The organism is Leifsonia sp. McL0627 (assembly GCF_058244615.1).
Genome location: NZ_JBZCGM010000002.1, coordinates 1 through 13,903 on the forward strand (window position 1 = coordinate 1; position 13,903 = coordinate 13,903).

At 68.3% G+C, this 13,903-nt stretch carries 17 protein-coding genes, 3 tRNA genes and 1 pseudogene; 10 read left to right on the forward strand and 11 right to left on the reverse strand.

The window, feature by feature from the left end:
- Nucleotides 1-613, reverse strand: a 613-nt coding sequence (locus tag AC37TH_RS00425; protein WP_490762381.1) for a coiled-coil domain-containing protein, incomplete at its 3' end; no start/stop codon positions are given.
- Between the two features lie 490 nt (nt 614-1,103).
- Between AC37TH_RS00425 and AC37TH_RS00430 the strand changes: the two genes are divergently transcribed.
- The 3 genes from AC37TH_RS00430 (at nt 1,104) to AC37TH_RS00440 (ending at nt 1,437) form a co-directional block, all read left to right on the forward strand.
- Nucleotides 1,104-1,171 (forward strand) — tRNA-Glu (locus tag AC37TH_RS00430).
- Nucleotides 1,172-1,222: 51 nt separating this feature from the next.
- Nucleotides 1,223-1,299 (forward strand) — tRNA-Asp (locus tag AC37TH_RS00435).
- A 62-nt stretch (nt 1,300-1,361) separates the two neighbouring features.
- Nucleotides 1,362-1,437, forward strand: a tRNA-Phe gene (locus AC37TH_RS00440).
- Between the two features lie 84 nt (nt 1,438-1,521).
- On the opposite strand, the gene map is transcribed toward AC37TH_RS00440, so the two are convergent.
- Nucleotides 1,522-2,310 (reverse strand): type I methionyl aminopeptidase, encoded by a 789-nt coding sequence (gene map / locus AC37TH_RS00445; RefSeq protein WP_490762382.1) that lies wholly within the window; start codon nt 2,308-2,310, stop codon nt 1,522-1,524.
- 53 nt (nt 2,311-2,363) lie between these two features.
- Between map and AC37TH_RS00450 the strand changes: the two genes are divergently transcribed.
- Complete coding sequence (locus AC37TH_RS00450) at nt 2,364-2,645, forward strand: helix-turn-helix domain-containing protein (protein WP_490762383.1); 282 nt, start codon at nt 2,364-2,366, stop codon at nt 2,643-2,645.
- Nucleotides 2,646-2,666: 21 nt separating this feature from the next.
- On the opposite strand, the gene AC37TH_RS00455 is transcribed toward AC37TH_RS00450, so the two are convergent.
- The 4 genes from AC37TH_RS00455 to AC37TH_RS00470 form a co-directional block, all read right to left on the reverse strand.
- Nucleotides 2,667-3,356 carry an SDR family NAD(P)-dependent oxidoreductase gene (locus AC37TH_RS00455; protein WP_490762384.1) on the reverse strand — a complete coding sequence of 230 codons (690 nt, stop codon included), beginning with the start codon at nt 3,354-3,356 and terminating at the stop codon, nt 2,667-2,669.
- 167 nt (nt 3,357-3,523) lie between these two features.
- Nucleotides 3,524-4,303: a class I SAM-dependent methyltransferase gene (locus tag AC37TH_RS00460; RefSeq protein ID WP_490762385.1), complete on the reverse strand. Its 780-nt coding sequence runs from the start codon at nt 4,301-4,303 to the stop codon at nt 3,524-3,526.
- 104 nt (nt 4,304-4,407) lie between these two features.
- Entirely contained in the window at nt 4,408-5,841 is a 1,434-nt protein-coding gene (locus AC37TH_RS00465) for a serine hydrolase domain-containing protein (RefSeq protein ID WP_490763836.1), read from the reverse strand.
- Nucleotides 5,842-5,928: 87 nt separating this feature from the next.
- The gene (locus AC37TH_RS00470; RefSeq protein WP_490762386.1) at nt 5,929-6,108 is read right to left on the reverse strand and encodes a multidrug transporter; all 180 of its coding nucleotides are present in this window, start codon (nt 6,106-6,108) and stop codon (nt 5,929-5,931) included.
- A 141-nt stretch (nt 6,109-6,249) separates the two neighbouring features.
- Between AC37TH_RS00470 and AC37TH_RS00475 the strand changes: the two are divergent.
- Together AC37TH_RS00475 and AC37TH_RS00480 are read left to right on the forward strand one after the other, a co-directional pair.
- Nucleotides 6,250-7,464, forward strand: a pseudogene (locus AC37TH_RS00475) (cation:proton antiporter).
- A 91-nt stretch (nt 7,465-7,555) separates the two neighbouring features.
- Complete coding sequence (locus AC37TH_RS00480) at nt 7,556-7,834, forward strand: hypothetical protein (RefSeq protein WP_490762387.1); 279 nt, start codon at nt 7,556-7,558, stop codon at nt 7,832-7,834.
- Nucleotides 7,835-7,908: 74 nt separating this feature from the next.
- Here the strand turns inward: AC37TH_RS00480 and AC37TH_RS00485 are convergent, their stop codons facing one another.
- From AC37TH_RS00485 to AC37TH_RS00495, 3 genes are read right to left on the reverse strand one after another with little or no spacing between them, the layout of a single operon-like run.
- Nucleotides 7,909-8,481, reverse strand: coding sequence for a DUF3618 domain-containing protein (locus tag AC37TH_RS00485; RefSeq protein ID WP_490762388.1), 573 nt, complete (start codon nt 8,479-8,481; stop codon nt 7,909-7,911).
- On the reverse strand, nt 8,478-8,894 hold the full coding sequence (locus AC37TH_RS00490) for a phage holin family protein (protein ID WP_490762389.1): 417 nt from the start codon (nt 8,892-8,894) through the stop codon (nt 8,478-8,480). The genes AC37TH_RS00485 and AC37TH_RS00490 overlap by 4 nt, the downstream gene beginning before the upstream one ends.
- A complete protein-coding gene (locus tag AC37TH_RS00495) occupies nt 8,891-9,613 on the reverse strand; it encodes a hypothetical protein (protein WP_490762390.1) in 723 nt (240 codons plus the stop codon). Before AC37TH_RS00495 ends, AC37TH_RS00490 begins: the two co-directional genes overlap by 4 nt.
- A 35-nt stretch (nt 9,614-9,648) precedes the next feature.
- Between AC37TH_RS00495 and AC37TH_RS00500 the strand changes: the two genes are divergently transcribed.
- The 4 genes from AC37TH_RS00500 to AC37TH_RS00515 all read left to right on the forward strand — a co-directional run bounded on the left by AC37TH_RS00500 (nt 9,649) and on the right by AC37TH_RS00515 (nt 12,162).
- Entirely contained in the window at nt 9,649-9,777 is a 129-nt protein-coding gene (locus AC37TH_RS00500; RefSeq protein ID WP_490762391.1) for a hypothetical protein, read from the forward strand.
- Entirely contained in the window at nt 9,774-10,841 is a 1,068-nt protein-coding gene (locus AC37TH_RS00505; protein WP_490762392.1) for a carboxylate-amine ligase, read from the forward strand. Before AC37TH_RS00500 ends, AC37TH_RS00505 begins: the two co-directional genes overlap by 4 nt.
- Before the next feature lie 86 nt (nt 10,842-10,927).
- The gene (locus AC37TH_RS00510) at nt 10,928-11,965 is read left to right on the forward strand and encodes an iron-containing redox enzyme family protein (RefSeq protein ID WP_490762393.1); all 1,038 of its coding nucleotides are present in this window, start codon (nt 10,928-10,930) and stop codon (nt 11,963-11,965) included.
- Nucleotides 11,962-12,162 (forward strand): CDGSH iron-sulfur domain-containing protein, encoded by a 201-nt coding sequence (locus tag AC37TH_RS00515; protein ID WP_490762394.1) that lies wholly within the window; start codon nt 11,962-11,964, stop codon nt 12,160-12,162. The genes AC37TH_RS00510 and AC37TH_RS00515 overlap by 4 nt, the downstream gene beginning before the upstream one ends.
- A gap of 19 nt (nt 12,163-12,181) precedes the next feature.
- Here the strand turns inward: AC37TH_RS00515 and AC37TH_RS00520 are convergent, their stop codons facing one another.
- Together AC37TH_RS00520 and AC37TH_RS00525 are read right to left on the reverse strand one after the other, a co-directional pair.
- The gene (locus AC37TH_RS00520) at nt 12,182-13,033 is read right to left on the reverse strand and encodes an ADP-dependent NAD(P)H-hydrate dehydratase (protein WP_490762395.1); all 852 of its coding nucleotides are present in this window, start codon (nt 13,031-13,033) and stop codon (nt 12,182-12,184) included.
- 10 nt (nt 13,034-13,043) lie between these two features.
- Nucleotides 13,044-13,763: a histidine phosphatase family protein gene (locus AC37TH_RS00525; protein ID WP_490762396.1), complete on the reverse strand. Its 720-nt coding sequence runs from the start codon at nt 13,761-13,763 to the stop codon at nt 13,044-13,046.
- Between the last annotated feature and the right edge of the window lie 140 nt (nt 13,764-13,903).

The window sequence follows — 13,903 nt, forward strand, 5'->3', positions numbered from 1 at the left end:
CGGCCTCAGCGGCGGCCTTCAGCGCGGCTTCGGCTGCGATCCGCAGCTTCTCGCGCTCTGCCTTCGCGACCACGGCCTGCGCGGACAGCGCCTTCGCCGTGTTCTGCGCGGCCTTCGCATCGGTGTAGACCCTGTTGGACTGCTCGACCAGCTTCGACATGCTGCCGAGATCGGAGAGCAGTTTGTCCGGGCTGGTGCTGGAGGCACCGTTGCCGCTCAGGAACAGGTTGGCCGTGAGGTTGCGTCCACCGGTGCGGTACAGCTGCGCGGCGAGCTTGCCCGCCTGAACGCTCGCGTCGTCGGCCTTCTGCTGGCTGGCGTCGGCCTGCTTCTGGATCAGCTCGGCCTTGATGTTGGCATCGTCGAACGCGGCTTCGGCCGCCTGCAGCTCCTGGCCGCGCTTGACGGCCTCCGCCTGCGTCGTCGCCACCTCGCCCTTGAGCTGGCTGATGAGTCCATTGATCCGGTCGACCTGGGCGGAGGCTGCGCCCGCGTTCGCCTTGGCGTTCTGCACGTCCTGCCAGCTCGGATACTGGTCCGCGTACGCGGGGGCGGCGACGGCGCCGACGGCGAAAACAGTGGCCACGCCGACGGCGGCGATCAGCGCGCGCATCCGGCGTTTGAGCAGGCCGGCTCGCCCGGCGGCGGGGCTCGACGGGGGGCGGGGGAGACCGGTTCAGTACGCTTCATCGTTTCCTCGAACCCGTTCGCTCGTGCTCGTTAAGTCACATGAGTCACACGGGTCCCGTTGTCAACGTGTGCAACTTTAGCAACAAGCCCCTCTGGAGCCCAGGTCGGCGGGCTCGGACGGGGGCTTCGAGCGCTCGGAAGCGCCAATGACGACGGGGGCGGCGCGCGACTGCACGGACGACCCGGGCGGCCGTCGTCAGCGAATCTAACCCGCGATCGTAAGGAAACCGTGACCATTCGCTGGCTGGTCGCGGGTTGGCTCGCAGACCGGAGTTCGGGCCGTCAACCCGGCTCCGCGCATCCGGAATGGGGGACCCGCCCGGGATGCAGGCCGGATTCGCTTTTGCCGGGGGGTTTCCGTGATGCTTGTTCGTCGGTGGTCATCGGAAAGTGAAAGCGATCCGTGACGTTCCGGCCCCATCGTTTAGCGGCCTAGGACACCGCCCTTTCACGGCGGCCGGTTCGAATCCCGTTGGGGTCACTGTCCGTTGAAGGTAACGGCGTCCTATATAATTGAATAGCTTCACATCGAGGCCCTGTAGCGCAGTTGGTTAGCGTGCCGCCCTGTCACGGCGGAGGTCGCGGGTTCAAGTCCCGTCAGGGTCGCCACGACGGAAGCCCTTCCAATTCGGAAGGGCTTCCGTTCAGAAGCGGCTTCGGTTGCTTCGAGAGGCTCTGTAGCTCAGTTGGTAGAGCGTTCGACTGAAAATCGAAAGGTCACCGGATCGACGCCGGTCGGAGCCACCAGATAGAACCCCCGGTCCCCTGTGGATTCCGGGGGTTTTTCATGAGACCATCAATCGATATCGGTCCTGGGCCCGCGGCGCACATCTAGCCGGCCGTGCCGGCATGGCTGGGGAGTGTAAGGATCTCCGCTCCGTCGTCCGTGATCGCGATGGTGTGCTCGGTGTGGGCGGTACGGCAGCCGGTGGCACTGCGGAGAGTCCATCCGTCCGGGTCCGTGACGAGCCGGTCTGTGTCCGCCATGACCCATGGTTCCAGCGCGAGGAGCAGCCCAGGACGGAGGCGGTACCCGCGTCCTGGACGTCCGGTGTTGGAGATGTGCGGATCCTGGTGCATCGTCGATCCGATGCCGTGACCGCCGAACTCGGTGTTGACCCGGTATCCGGCCGCGCCGAGCACCTCACCGATGGCGTACGAAATGTCCCCGGTCCGTGCGCCGGGCCGAGCGGCCGCGATTCCCGCGGCGAGCGCGCGCTCGGTCGCATCGATCAGCGCGACACTCTCGGCGGGTCTCGGGTCGCCCACGAGGAAGCTGATCGCCGCGTCCGCGGCGATCCCGTCGAGCGTGACAGCCAGGTCGAGGGTGAGGAGGTCACCGGGCACGAGAGCGTAGTCGTGCGGCATTCCGTGCAGCACGGCGTCGTTGACTGCCGTGCAGACGTAGTGCCCGAACGGCCCCCGACCGAACGACGGCGCGTAGTCGACATAACACGATTCGGCCCCCGCCACCTCGATCAGGTGCTTCGCGCGCCGGTCGAGGTCAAGAAGATTGGCACCGGGAGCGCTGTGTCGCTTGAGTTCCTGCAGAATGTCGGCGACGAGCGCTCCGGTCGCCCGGGCTCGCGTTAGTTCCTGCGTGGTGAGAATCTCGATCATGACCAATAACTATACCGGTATAGAAATCGCGTCGTGGCGGGTAAGGTCGGTGCATGGTCCGTCTTCCGCTCACCCCCGCCGAACTCGAGCGCGGCCGGCGCCTCGGCGCACTGATGCGCCGTGCCCGTGGCGAACGCTCCATGCTGCACACGGCCATCGCCGCGGGGATCTCGCCAGAGACCCTGCGCAAGATTGAATCCGGCCGAGTAGCGACGCCCGCCTTCTCGACGATCGCTGCTCTCGCCGCCGTCCTCAGCCTCTCGCTCGACGCCGTGTGGGAAGAGATCAATACGGTCCAGGGCACCGGTGCGTTGCAGCCTTCAATGCAGCGCTAAGCTTCTGGCCGGGCTGAGGGGTTACCACGGGACGGCACCGTTCCGGTCGGTGAACGTCCCCGTGGGAGCCGCCTCACCGAGCGTGGCCAGACGCACCACGGCATCCGTTCCCTCCTGGACGGTCTGGGTTCCCGTGTGCCCATTCAGGTCGGTCGCGGTGTAGCCGGGGTCGACGGCGTTGAACCTGATCGGAGCCAAGGCTTGGGCGTACTGAAGCGTCAGCATCGTGACCGCCGCCTTCGAGGAACTGTATGCGAGGTTTCCAAACGGCGCCCACTCTGTCTCGGTCATCTGATGGAATGAGCCGAGCCCGCTTGAGAGGTTGATGACAGACGCCGCCGGCGACCGCTGCAGGAGCGGCAGGAAGGCGTGCACTACTCGCACGATGCCGAACACGTTGGTCTGGAACACATGCTGGACGTCGTCGCCTTCGACCTCGGCCACGGGGAGACGGGTGCCGCGTACTCCCGCGTTGTTGATGAGGACGTCCAACCGGCCGCAACGATCCTGCACTTCCGCCGCAGCGGCGGCAGCCGACGCATCATCGGTGACGTCGAGTTCGACGAAGCGGGCGCCGAGCCCGCGCGCGACGACCCTCCCCCGTCCGGGATCCCGCGCCGTGAGCCAGACGTCGTGTCCAGCGTCGACGAGCCGGCGAGCCGTCTCGTGTCCCAGCCCCTTGGTGCCACCGGTGATAAGTGTGATCGTCATCTCACGATGCTGTCAGTCGGCCTCCAACCTTCCCAGGCCGCAACAGTCCGTAGGACCGGCATTACTACCCGCACCCAGTTCGAGGATGTCGCCGAACTCAGCGCCGCGCTGCACCAGGAGAGCGCCGTCTTCTCATACCGGAAGGCGGCCGCTGCTGCGGAACCCGTTCACGGACGGAGCGCGACGAGTGCGCGGACGTCGACGTGCTCCAGGAAGGGATCCGAACCGGCCAACGCTCGGCCCAGCTCCGCGACGAAATCGGCGCGATCCTTCCTTTCGGGGATCCGGTCGGACATGGCTGAGAAGACCCCTCCTACGATCTGGTCGAGGGTGAGGGTGTCGGTGTAGGTGACGCGAACCTCGTCGACGGTGTAGCCGGCGGCCGTCAGCTCGTGCCGATACGTCGAGCGGGTCTCGTCATCGGTGCCGCAGAAGTTGGTCAAGCTGACGCCCAGCCGGCGTTGCATGAACTCCCGCAACGCAACTGACCACGGGGTGTCCTGCAACCACAGAGGCGTGCCGTTGGCGATGATCGCCAGACCACGCCCCGGCCTCAGCGCCACCTTGGCGGCGTCGAACAACCTGGCACGGTCGACGAGATGGATCGCGTTGGCCAGAGTGATCGCTCCGATACCGTCGTACTCTTCCGCGATCGCTTCGAGGTCATCGGCGGTACCGCGAATCCACTGCACGTTGGACACGGCGGCCTCACGTCCCGCTGCTCGGGCATGCCGGAGCATGTCTTCCTCGGGATCGACACCCACCGCCCGGCCGACCCTGCGCGCCAAGGGCAGTGTCAGCTGGCCAGTGCCGCATCCGAGGTCGACGATCGTGTCGGCCGGAGTCAGCGCAAGCGCTGTGGCCACTGCATCGACGACTGCCGCAGGGTAACCCCGTCGATATCGGGCGTAATAGTCCGCCGCCTCACCCTCGAATCCACCCGCCATGCGTCCAATTCTGTGCCTTCCTGACCACCGAATCGCAACCTCTGCTGCCCGATCCGATGGACGCATCGTTGAGAAGCGACCGGATTGACGCGGTTCCGGGCTCCCTACGCGACGTCGGGCCGGGTCATCAGCGGGGAACGCAGATGCAGCAGCAGATCGGGCCCCGTCAGTGGCACGGTCGTCCAGACCAGACGCGCCGTCCCTGTGCTGAGGTCGACCGTCAGCCGAACGGAGTGCGGACTGGCGATCACGAAGAGATCCGCGACGAAGCTGTCACCCTGCCACGCTCCGCGCGCGCTGACCGGGCGGCCGAGCGGTGAGCTCTCTGCCCAGCGTTCGTGACCGATTTCGACTTCGAAGACCCCAGGGATCCGCATCAGCCAGCCACCGGCCGTGGACTCAACGAGTACGACGGTGCCAGGAGGCAACGCCGAGTCAGGAGCCGACGCATCCAGCGTTGCCGTGAAGGGCTGCTGCGATCCGGCCTCGCCGCGCACGACAGGCAGTGCAAGGCCCCGGAGCCGGGATGCAAGGGCTGCGTCTTGCTCAGCGCCGTCCGTTCGGTCGATGCCGGGAAGCACACACTCCCAGATGGCGTCGAGGACATCCTGAGCCTGCTGCACCTCGCGCTGGGCCGAGGTCACCACGACCAGCAGATCGTCCGAGGGCACGACGACGAGCTGCTGCCCGTATGCGCCGCTGCCGTGGAAGCCGTGTCGCGCCATCCAGAACTGGTAGCCGTACCCGCGCAGGAAATCTGCGCCGTCCCCTCCCTCCGAATAGTGCCGGCTGGCAATCTGTTTCCGGGTGGCCAGCTCGACGTACTCGCGCGGCACCAATTGCCGACCTCTCCAGAGACCGTCGCGCAGGAGCAGTTCGCCGAAGGCGGCGATCGCCTCGGTGGTCAGGTGCAGCCCGTGGAACCCGAACGCGAGGCCGCTGGCGACCGTGTCCCACTCGGCGCCGTCGATACCCATCGGGGCGAACAGCCGCTCGTCAAGGAACTCAGGAAGGGCCTTCCCTGTCACCCGCTCGACCATGCGGGCCAGCACGAAGGTCGTCGCGTTGTCGTAGGTGTGCAGGGTGCCTTCCGGCGCGGCGAACGGCCCCCGGAGGAAGCCCTTGACCAGATCGCCGGGCTCCAGCAGCCAGGCCTCTTCGAGGCTGTCCGTGGCGTGGCCCGCGGTCATCGAGAGCAGGTGTCGAACCGTGATCCGCCGCGCCTGCGCCGACACATCATCGGGAACGTGGTCCGGCAGGACATCCACCACCCGGTCGTCGAGGGAGAGCACTCCGTCGCCGATCGCCACGCCGACAGCGATCGAGGTGAACGACTTGGTCAACGAATACAGGAGATGCGGCTGCCCGGCCGAGTACGGCGCCCACCAGCCTTCAGCAACGATGCGCCCATGACGCACGACCATGACCGAATGGCACTCGACCGACTTCTCAGCGAGACGATCCAGCAGCGCACCGATAGCGAGAGACGAGACGCCCTCCGCATCCGGGGTCGATCGCGGAAGCAGGGCGTCGTGCATCACCGGGACACCATACCAACCACTCTCTGGGACGGGCGCGTCGATCTCGTTGCGAGCGCTGCGGTCAGTCCGCGAGCGTGCACGCCGTCAGTCAGGCTTCCCCGGACGCGCGTTCGCGTCGTCACGCACGTCGATGCGTGTGCGCGAGCCCGATTTCGTCGTCTCGATGCGCGGCCGTGCGTCTGCGTCCGTCGATTTCGGCGCCGTGGTGAGCTGGTCCCGCCTGTTCTCGTCCAGCGTCCGCTCGTCGTCGGGTTCGGCGTTCATCAGGGGTGCTCCTTCCAACGGGCAGGTCATCACTACAAACGTCGCCCGGAATCCCCGAACAGTCAAGGCGGCTGAGCCGAGCCGTCGCCAGCCAGCGGGGAGGCGCCGATTCGCCGCGCGCGCCGACGCTAGGCTGCGATCATGAGCGATTCGCTGCTTGGCTTGGTGATCGTTTTCGGCGCGGTCGTCGTCGCCCCCGTCATCGTCTCGGCTCTGGGGCGGGTCGTGCGGGTTCCGCTCGTGGTGGTGGAGATCGTTCTGGGCCTGCTGATCGGCCCCGCCGTTTTCGGTTGGGTGGCTCCCGACGGGGTGACGGCTTTGCTGTCGCGGCTGGGCGTCGCCATGTTGTTCTTCTTGGCGGGGTACGAAATCGATTACACCCGACTACTGGGGCGACCGCTTGTCCGGTCCTCGCTCGGCTGGCTGGTGTCGCTCGTCGCCGGGCTTCTCGTGGGGTTGGCGGTGGCCGTTGCCGTGGCACCGGCGGGAGACTCGGTCCTGGTATCCGGCGTGTTCATCGGGATCTGTCTGACGTCGACGGCGCTGGGCACGATCATGCCGACCCTCCGTGATTCGCACGAGGTCGACACACCCTTCGGCCGTGCAGTGATCGCATCCGGTGCGGTCGGGTAGTTCGGTCCGCTCCTGGCGCTGGCCGTCATCTTGGGCGGCCGCGATCCGCTGATCTCCGTCCTCTGCCTCGTCGTCTTCTTCGCGCTTGTCGCGGTGTGTCTCCTAGTTGCGTCGCGGGGGCTTCCCGGCTGGTTGCAGAAAGTCATCTCCCTGACCGTGCACACCAGCGGGCAGTTGGCGGTTCGATTGGTACTCGGCATCCTGATCGCCCTGGTCGGGCTGAGCGTGGCACTGGGCCTCGACATGCTCCTCGGGGCGTTCGCAGCCGGAGCGTTGGGCCGGGTGCTCCTCGGCGGTGTCCCTGTCGAGGATCGACGACCGACCGAACAGAAACTGCAGGGCATCGGATTCGGCTTCCTCGTGCCGATCTTCTTCGTGCAGACCGGGATCACGTTCGACCTTCGCGGGCTCATCGCGCAACCCGCCGCGTTGCTGCTGATCCCCGTGTTCCTGCTGCTCTTCTTCATCGTGCGAGGCATCCCCGGCAGCGCGACCCTGCCGGCGGGTTCGCCGATGTCCGATCGGGTCGCGGCGGCCTTGCTGACCTCGACAGCGTTGGCGATCGTCGTCGCCGTCGCCGACACCGGCGTGGAAACCGGGGCGCTGAGCTCCGTGACCGCCGCTGCCCTCATCGGGGCCGGCATGTGCTCGGTCCTGCTCTTTCCCACCGTGGCGCTCAGCCTCCGCCGGCGAACCCTGGCGTCATCAGTCCAGCGCTCGTAACGCGTTACCACGCGGCTTCAACCCCCTCGCGGGGATCCTTTCTTCGGAGCACAGTGTGGGCATGCGCAGGATTACATACGCGGGGATCTCGTTGTATACGAGCGACCGCGTCGCAGATGCCCTTCTGGAGTACGCGGCTGAACTCGCGCGCGCCGGCGACGCTGGAATCATCGAGATTCCCGGCCGGAGCAGCGACGGCGAACTCGGTACGTTGAAGGTCCTCGTCGGCCCGGCGAGCCAGCTCGTGAGTGAGGACGCGGTCGACACCGGGTTCACGGTGGAGGACGACGCAGCGGTCGACGAACTCGAAACGCGTACGGACGAGTTGCGCACGTCCGAGAGCGATCCACCTTTCACCTATCTGGGATAGGCGCGGAACCAGCTGGGATAGGCGCGGAGCGCGGCGAGAGCTGGCTTCGCGCGCTCCGCACCCCGTGGTGAGGGTCAAGTGCTGCTCTCGCCGATGCTGCGCCCGGCGTCCTTCGCCTGACCGGCGACGGTCTGAGCGGAGTCACTTGCCTCCTCCCGCACCGTCGAGACCGCGTCTTTCGCTGTATCGGCAACGGCTCCCGCCGCATCTTTCGCAGGTTCCCTGAGGTCGTCGGCGACATGCTTCACCGCGTCGGCCGCCTCGTGGAGGAGAGGCTGCGCCGCCTCTTTGGCATTTGCCGCGATCTCGCGCTCCTTCTGGCTCGCGGGGATGAGCGAGGCAGCCAGCCAGCCAGCGCCGAACGCGATCAGGCCGACGGCGAGTGGATTGCCTTCCGCCTTCTCGACGACGGCCCTCCCAGCGTCGGAGACGCTGTCACCGACGGACGACGCGGAAGCATGGGCGCCGGAGTCGCTCGACCCCATCACCCGTTCGGTCGCCGAACGGAAGGCCGACTTCACCTTCTCGCTCTGGCGGTGCGCGATCTTGGACGGCGTGACCTTGTCTGCCAGCGCATCCACATCGCCACTCAGTTCGCGGCGCGTGCTCTCGATGTCGGCGCGGATCGCGTCGGGGTCGTCACTCATCGGTTCTCTCCATTTCGCTTCAATGTCTCAGGAATTTCTTTGACCGTCTCGACGGTCTGCTGTACACCCCGCATCTCGGCCAGCTGCCTACGGCCGACGAGGAACAGGATGAGCGCGACGATCGCCCACACGACGGCGACGATCACCGCCGACCAGGCGTTGCCCACGAGGTAGCCGAGGCCCCACCACAGAGCGACGGAGAGGAAGAACAGCACCATCAGGGCGGCATAGCCCGCCCCGCCGAGCATCCCTGCTCCTTTGCCCGCCTGCTTCGCCGTTTGGCGCAACTCGGCCTTCGCGAGTTCGACCTCCTGCCTGATCAGCGTGGACAGGTCGCGCGTGACCTCGCTCAGGAGGTCGCCGAGCGACGTCGAGGCGGCCTTCGCCTCGGATGGGGTGGGATCGTCGCTCATGGTCGCTGCCCTGGCTGTTCGCCGTATCCCAGTTCAACGACAGGGTCGGTGCCGGTGGCCGGAACGATGCGCGCAGTGGGAGCGCGCATCGGGGCTCGCTCGGCCCCTCCGTCGAGCGGATTGCCGGTGTCGGGTGCGCGATGTTCTCCCGCCGGAGTTCCAGGCTCGGACGGTCCACTGGATGTGCTGCCCGGTTCCGGCGCTCCGCTCGACCGAGACCGGGTGAGCCGACCGGCGAGGACACCGGCGACGGCAGCGGCAGCGATGAACGTCCCTGGGTTGCGCCGCGCGTACGACTTCACCTCGCTCAGCAGCGATCCGGGATCCCGTTGTCCCAGCCACGCTGCGATGCCGTTCGCCCGGTCGGCGGCCTGACGGACAAGGTCGCTCGCGACCCCCTGCGACTCGGACGCCCGCGCCATCTGCGAGAGTTCGTCGCCGACAGACTGCAGCCCTGATGCGACCCGCTCCTGCTGTTGCGCAGCCTGCTCCCGCAACTCGTCCTGCGTCTGCCGGAACAGATCCTTGGCCTGGGTCTTCGCCTCGTCGGCCACCCCTGCCGCCTGCTCCTTGGCGACCTCGGCGACATGTTGCGCCTCGTCTGCGGCGGACTCCGCCACGTGTGCGGCCTGCTCGCGAGCAGTATCGACCGTTCCTTCGGCGTCGACCGCACCTCCGGCGTCGGCCGGCCCGCCATACGGTGAACCTAGCTCTGACATCGCAATCTCCTTCGATTCCTCGTGCGCTGATGTGAATGGCGCAACTCAACCCCGACGCCCGGATTTTGAAGAGCCGATTGACACCGCAGGAAAAGAGGGATGCGCTGGCAGTCGACCCACTCGCTGTCGATCCGCCGGCAGCCGATGCGAAGGAGGACGTGTGAGGACGACGACGACGATCGGAGTGGAGGAGGAGTTCGTCCTCCTCGAGCCGCGGACCCTGACCACGGTGGATCGCGCGAGCGATGCCATCGCAGCGCTCGGCTCGCACCGCGACGACGGGGGTGTGCTCTCCCCCGAGTTCTTCCCGTCCCAGCTCGAGCACGCGACGCCGGTGTGCACCGACGCGGAACAGCTCACCGACTCCCTTCTGGGCTTCCGTGACGACCTGCGCCGCTGGGCGACGAAACACGGCCTCGTCGCGGCCGGCGTCGGTCTGCCGTACCGGAGCTCCCCCTCTCCACACGTGACGGAGGAGACGCGCTACCGCGACATCGCCTCCCACTTCGGGCGCATCGTTCCCGACCACCAGCTGAACGGGCTGCACGTGCACGTCGGCGTCGCCGACCGGGATGAGGCGGTCGCGGCGCTCAACCGCCTCCGGCCGTGGCTGCCCGCGCTGCTGGCGCTGTCGGCGAACTCGCCGTACTGGCAGGCCGAGGACACCGGATTCGACAGCTGGCGCGCCATCCACAGCCGGCGGTGGACCACCCACGGGATCCCGCCCTCGTTCCAGGATGGCGCCGACTACGGCCGGCGAGCGTCGGCACTCAGCGGCGTGGGCGGGACGACGGACGCCGGGACACTCAACTGGATCGTCCGCCCTTCGGAGCGCTACCCGACCATCGAGGTGCGGGCCTTCGACGCGCAGCTGGACGGCGAGACGAGTGTCGCACTGGCGGCGCTCGTCCGCGGAATCGTGACGTCACCGTCTTCGATCCGCGTCACTCCCGAACCGGAGCTGCTGGACGCCGCGCACTGGCACGCTGCCCGCGACGGGGTCGGCGGCGAACTCCTCGACCCGCAGAGCGCTCGGCTTCGGCCGGCCGCGGAGGTCGTGGGATTGTTGCGCGCAGAAGCCGCGCCCGGGCTCGACGAGCACGGCGACGCCGACCGGGTGGACGGGGCACTCCAGCGCCTGCTCGCCGACGGGAACGGCGCCACCGGCCAGCGCAGAGCCATCGCCCGGGGCGGAATCAGCGAGCTCGCGCTCGTCGCGTCCTGCTGAGGCGGCAGCGCTCCGGCAGCCATGCACGGAACGGAACACGGGGCAACCACTTGATCGGGCCGCCCGCGACCGGCACCGTCGAAGGTATGACAGCACGCATCACGCCCCGCGGCCCTGTGAGCGCGGCGCTCCTGCAGGCGTTCGCCCACGAAGCAGGCGCCGACCGCTCCGATGCCCTCCGGATCGTCGAGGAGACCCGCAACGCCCTGGATGCCGAACCCGACCTCCTGACGGACGACGACCTCCAGCTCAGCCTCTACCTGATCTATGGGCTCTCCTACGGCGACACCGTCGATGCGGACGACGAGTGGGAATGGGATCCCGAGATCGTTCTGGCGCGGCGGCTCATCGAGCGGCGTTTCGAGGAACAACTCCGCGGACGCATCCCGTTGGACGACCTCCCGGACGCGCAGGCCGAGAGCGTCGCGTCCTATCTCTTCGCGCTCACCGCCGACGACGGAGGGCCGAGCCTCTCCCGGTACCTCGCCAAGAAGGCGACCCGTGAGCAGGCGATCGAGTTCCTCATCCAGCGCTCCATCTACACCCGCAAGGAGGCCGACCCGCACTCCTGGGCGATCCCCCGGCTCACCGGGCGGGCCAAGGCCGCGCTCGTCGAGGTGCAATCGGACGAGTACGGCGGCGGCCGACCGCACCGCATCCACGCCGAGATCTTCGCTCGCACCATGCGCGGCGTCGGCCTGGACGACAGCTACGGAGTCTACGTCGACGATGTCCCGGCCGTCACTCTGGCGTCGTTCACGATGATGTCGATGTTCGGCCTGAATCGCGGCCTGCGCGGCGCGATCGCCGGGCATCTCGCGGCGTTCGAGATGACCTCCTCGATACCGAACCGGTTCTACGGCAACGGGTTCCGGCGCTTGGGGTTCGGCGAGGACGTCACCGAGTATTACGACGAGCACGTGGAGGCGGACGCCGTGCACGAGCAGATCGCCGGACGCGACCTGGCCGGTGGGCTGGCCGAAGACCACCCCGAACTCCTGCCCGACATCATGTTCGGCGCGAAGGCGTGCCTGTACGTCGACGGCCTGGCGGGGCAGCACATGCTCGACAGCTGGCAGGCGGGGGCGAGCTCCCTGCGCGTTCGCGAGCGGGTCGGCGCGTGAGCGGGACGGAGCCGCCCGAGATCGTGGTGTGCCCGAACGGGCCGCTGCTCGTGCGGGGGCAGATCGAACTCACGACACCAGACGGCGAGCCGGTGGAGCAGCGTCGGCGCACCGTGGCGCTCTGCCGCTGCGGGGTGTCCTCCATCAAGCCGTTCTGCGACGGGACGCACAAGGCCATCCACTTCACTGCCGAGTGACCGAGACCGTCGGGTCGTCTCAGCGGGAGGCTCTGGCGGCCGCGTCCAGCTCGAGCGCGAAGCGGTCCACGATCTGTGACGCGAGGAAGCCGAGAGGCGCGTACTCCCTGGCGAGCGTCCGTCCGGCCGCCACGTGCACGTATGTTCCCCAGACCGCGGCCTGAAGCGGGTCGCACCCCCGTGCCGCGAGGCCGGCGATCGCGCCGGCCAGGGCATCCCCGCTACCGGACGTGCCGAGCCCCGGCCCACCGTCGCCGACTAGGACAACGCGTCCGCGCTGGTCGGCGACCCAGCCGTTGCACGACACCACTGCCCCATACCGCCCAGCGATCCTCACCGTGTCCGCAGCCACGTCGGCGATCGGCCGGCCGAGCAGAGCAGCCGCCTCGTCGCTGTTGGGGGTCAGGATGGTGGCCCGGCCTGCGGCCAGCTTCGGGCGCCCAGCGATGGCGCCGAGCGCGAACGCGTCCAGCACGACGGTGGCGCCCGATGCGACGGTCGAGCGCAGGCGCCGCACCAGGCGCCGCGTCTCGTCGATGTCGTCGAGGCCCGGACCCACGAGCACGGCGTCGGCGGTTCCCAGGTCTCGCGCAACGGGGTCGATCCCACGCCCGCGGATGCTTCCCGCGGAGGTCTCGGCGAGCGGGACGACGCCCGACTCCGGCATCGAGACCGCAGCGGCGGCGGCAGCCGACGCCGCCAGCGCGATGGTGAGCCGCCCAGCGCCGACGCGAAGGGCTGCACGGCCCGCGATCAGGGCGGCGCCCGGCGAACGTGCCGCACCGCCGATCACGACGATCTCGCCGCGATCCCGTTTCGACGACCCCGGCGCAGGAAGCGGCCGATCCTGCAGGAACTCCTCCACCGGCACCGCTGCAGGCTCACTCCGCGACACGAGCTGTTCCCGGATGCTTGGTCTGCGGGAGGCCGGCGTCGACGAGGTGCGCGTCGTCGGCGAAACCCTCGATCCGCCACCCCGCTCCGTCAGCCGCCACCGTGGTCACCGACGCATTGCCGACGACGCGGGTCAGAAGGAACTCGTTCAGCTGCTGCTCGCTCCACCGGCACAGGACGTACAGGAACAGGCTGACGACGGCGTCGTGGGTGAACAGCACGAGAGGGCGACCGTCCGTCGTCTGCTCGCTCAGGAACGAGCGGACGCGGAGGGCGACATCCGTCCACGCCTCTCCTCCCGGCGGCCGGTAGTAGAACTTGCCGAGCCAGCGCCGCCGCGCGGCCTCGGCCGGCAATCTCGCCTCCACACCGCGCGCTGTCAATGCGTCGAGGATCCCCAGCTCCCGATCCCTGAGCCGCTCGTCGACGCTGTAGGTCGCGGCGTCCGCCAGCGCGAGCGCTGCCGTCTCGCGCGCCCTCCGGTACGGCGAGCTCCAGACCAGGGCGTCACTCGCTCGCCCGGCGAGCTCCTCCGAGAGTCGAGAGCCGAGTGACCGCGCCTGCTGTTCCCCGAGCGGCGAGAGCGGGACATCCGCGTCGCGCGCCTCCACGGGGATCACCTCCGCCCCTGCGGCCTCGGCGGCCGCGGCCGCGACGTTCGCCGTGCTCTCACCGTGACGGATGAGCAGAATCCTTCCCGCACTCATGGCGCGCACAGTACACCGGACGGGAATCCGTGCCACCTGCTGCTCTTGCCGAAGCTCGCCGTGCCGTGCTCGAAGGCGAAGACGGGAGCTGCCGTACTTGCCGCGACTGCGGCGGCGGCGTACCGTCCGCCGCATGAAAT